This window comes from Frankia sp. CeCAU1 (assembly GCF_977971845.1).
This window is the reverse complement of record NZ_CDWWXA010000255.1, coordinates 1-2,985: the sequence shown is the minus strand read 5'-3', so window position 1 is coordinate 2,985 and position 2,985 is coordinate 1. Positions and strand designations below refer to the sequence as shown.

Here is a 2,985-nt window from a genome sequence, read left to right as displayed (position 1 = left end):
GTGGTGGTGGGCGGCCGTCGGGGGATGGTTCCGGTGGATCCGGATCGGGGGAGCCGGGTGGGCTCGGGGAACCACGGAGCCTGCCCGATCCGGGGCGTCGCCGGCGGGGACAGTCCCAGCCTGGGCCGCACCGGCAGCCCCGATCGCAGCCGCGACCCCGACCGGCCGGGGACACCTCTGTAGGCGGGGAGGGTGACCCCGGGGGCCGGGAACCGGTCGGCGACCGGCGTGGCGGGCCCGGTACCGCTGCGTCTGGTGGGCGGCCGGGGCAGGTCAGCCTGCGGCGACGCCCGTCGAGTGCCTCGCCCGGCGGGAGCGTGGAACGGGAACGCAGACCCGGACCCCCGGGTCCGTCAGGACCTCCAGGCCCGTCGGGTCCTCCAGGACCCGCGGGATCGTCAGGGTCTACGGGGCCGACCGGCCTGGGGGGACCCGGAGGCCCGCCGCCTACCCCTCCGGCTGGCGGTGGCGGGTCTTTCCGGCCGGGACCGGCAGGGGCACCGCCGGGCTGGCGGCGTCGACCCCGCACCGGTTCCTCCGCCCGTCCGGGTGGGGCCGCGACCCCACCCGAGGACCGGCCCGGATCATGAGCGGACCGGTCTACCATCTCGCCCCGCGCCGAGCCGGGACCGCGCTGTTCGGCGCCAGCGTCCCGCAGGTCATCCTGATTGGCCTCGGTGTCGGCGGGCTCGCGGCGGGCCCGAGGCTGCTCGGCGGCGGTTCCGGCACGACGGCCGGGGTTGGTGTGGCGGTGGCCTGCCTGCTGTTCGCGTTCGTCCGGGTCGGCGGGGAACCCCTGGTCCATCTCCTGCCGGTCGTCGCCGGCTACCTGCTGCACACCCGCCTGCTGCACACCCGCCTGCTGCACACCCGCCTGCTGCACACCCGCCTCCTGCACACCTGCGGCGGATGCCGGCCGTGCGCCGTCCCCTCCTCCGCTCGGCCGACGGGCATCGGGGCGGGGGCGGCCGGGTGGGGATCCGCCGGCCGCCGGTCCGAACGGGTGGATCTTCCCGCGGTGCCGCGGTCGGTCGAGGTGGTAGCGGCGGCGACCGGTTGCCGGGTACCAACCGCAGACGGGCAACCGGCCGGTCTGGTTCGTGACCGGCGCACCGGGACGATCACCGTGGTCCTCGACGTGCGCGGTGGCCCGTTCGGACTGCTCGACGGCGCCGGGAAGGACCGCCAGACCGCCGGATGGGCCCGGGTGCTGACCCAGTTCGCCCGGGAAACCCCGGTGGCCCGGCTCGGCTGGACGGTCCGCTCCGGACCGGCGACCGCCCTGGACTTCCCCGTCGAACCCCGCCGCCAGCCGGAATCCGCGGCGGCGGCCCGGTCGCGGCAGCCGGCGCGCCCGCCGGCGGGGGAGCTGCTGGCCTACCGGCGGCTCCTCGCCGAGGCACAGCCCGCCCTGATCCGCCACGACCTGCGGCTATGGCTGACCGTCCGCCCGACACGCGGAGGCCGCCACGCCGACGGCCGGGCCACCGCGCTGGCCGCCGCCGAAACCCTGGCCGACCGATGCGCCAGCGCCGGCCTGCACGTCCGCGGCCTGCTGTCCACCGCCGAGCTCACCAAGACCGTGCTCGACCACGCCGACCCGCCGCCTCCCGAAGCCTCGAAGGCCCTCGAAGCCCCCAGTCGTGCGGCGGAGCCGGACAGCGCATCGACTCCGGGCCTGGCGGCCCGCGCCCATCTCCCGGGAGCCGGCACACCGCGACCGCCGCAGCGCCTCCAGCCGGACAGCCTCACGCTGCGGGCGTGGTGGGACGCGGCCCGGATCGGCGACAGCTGGCACCGGGTGTTCTGGATCGCAGGCTGGCCCACCGGCGGACTGCGCCCGGGCTGGCTCGACCCCCTGCTCCATGACGTTCCCTGTGTCCGCACCCTCGCGCTCACAATGACCCCGGTGCCGTGGCGGGTCTCCCGCCGGCGCATCAACAGCGACACCGTCTCCGTCGACACCGCCGTCCACCTCCGCGACCGGCATGCCTTCCGCGTCCCCGTCCACCTCACCCAGGCCCACGACGACATCGACCGCCGCGACGCCGAACTCACCGCCGGCTACCCCGAATACGCCTACCTCGGCCTCCTCGACGTCACCGCCCCCAGCCGGCACGACCTCGACGACGCGTCCGCCGCGATCGTCGACCTGGCCGCCCGCTGCGGCATCGTCGACCTGCGCCCCCTGCACGGCCGGCATCACACCGCCTGGGCCGCCACCCTCCCCCTCGGCCTCGCACCCCGGCCGACCGTCACCGGAGCACCCTGATGCCCAACCCTCTCACCCGGAACGGCCGAGAACACGAACGCCGACACGAACGCGGACCCGGGCGAGAACGCGGATGGGGCCGGTGGGGGCCGAAAGGCGCCCGGCTCGCCCTGCCGTGGAACGTCGCTACCACCGCACACCTGTGCGTGGTGACCCCCTGGTCGATCGAAGCCGGCCTCGGGGATCACGGCGTGTTCCTCGGCGCCAACCGGCTCGCCGGCGGCGCCTTCCACTTCGACATCATCGACGCCTACCAGACCGGCCTCATCCAGGGACCGAACATGGTTGTCTCCGGCGCCGGCGCCTACGGCAAATCCGCGATCATCAAATCGTACGTGCACCGCGCCGCCGCGCTCGCCGCCCTGCACGGCCGGCCCCGCTTCACCGCCGTCATCGACCCCAAAGGCGAATGGACCCCCCTCGGCGACCGCCTCGGATACGCCACCCTGCGCCTCCGCCCCGGCGGCCACCTGCGCGTCAACCCCCTCGACATCGGCCCCGGCGTCGGCACCGGCACCGGCACCGTCTCCGCCCGGACGGGCCTCGACGACCAGGTGGCCCGCCGCGCCGCGGTGCTCACGGCACTGCTCGCCGTCGCCCTCGGTCAAGCCGAACTCCCGGTCAGCCAGCAGCGGCTGCTCACCGCCGTCGCCCGCCACCTGGCCACCCACCAGACCACCCCGACCCTGGTCGACGTCCGCCGGCTACTCGCC

The 2,985-nt window shown here is 75.9% G+C and carries 1 protein-coding gene and 1 pseudogene; both read left to right on the top strand.

The window, feature by feature from the left end:
- Window positions 1-586 precede the first annotated feature (586 nt).
- Complete coding sequence (locus tag AC08OO_RS23165) at window positions 587-2,272, top strand: SCO6880 family protein (RefSeq protein ID WP_476619093.1); 1,686 nt, start codon at window positions 587-589, stop codon at window positions 2,270-2,272.
- Window positions 2,272-2,985: pseudogene (locus tag AC08OO_RS23160) on the top strand (ATP-binding protein); the annotation flags it as partial. The gene AC08OO_RS23165 and the pseudogene AC08OO_RS23160, both read left to right, overlap by 1 nt.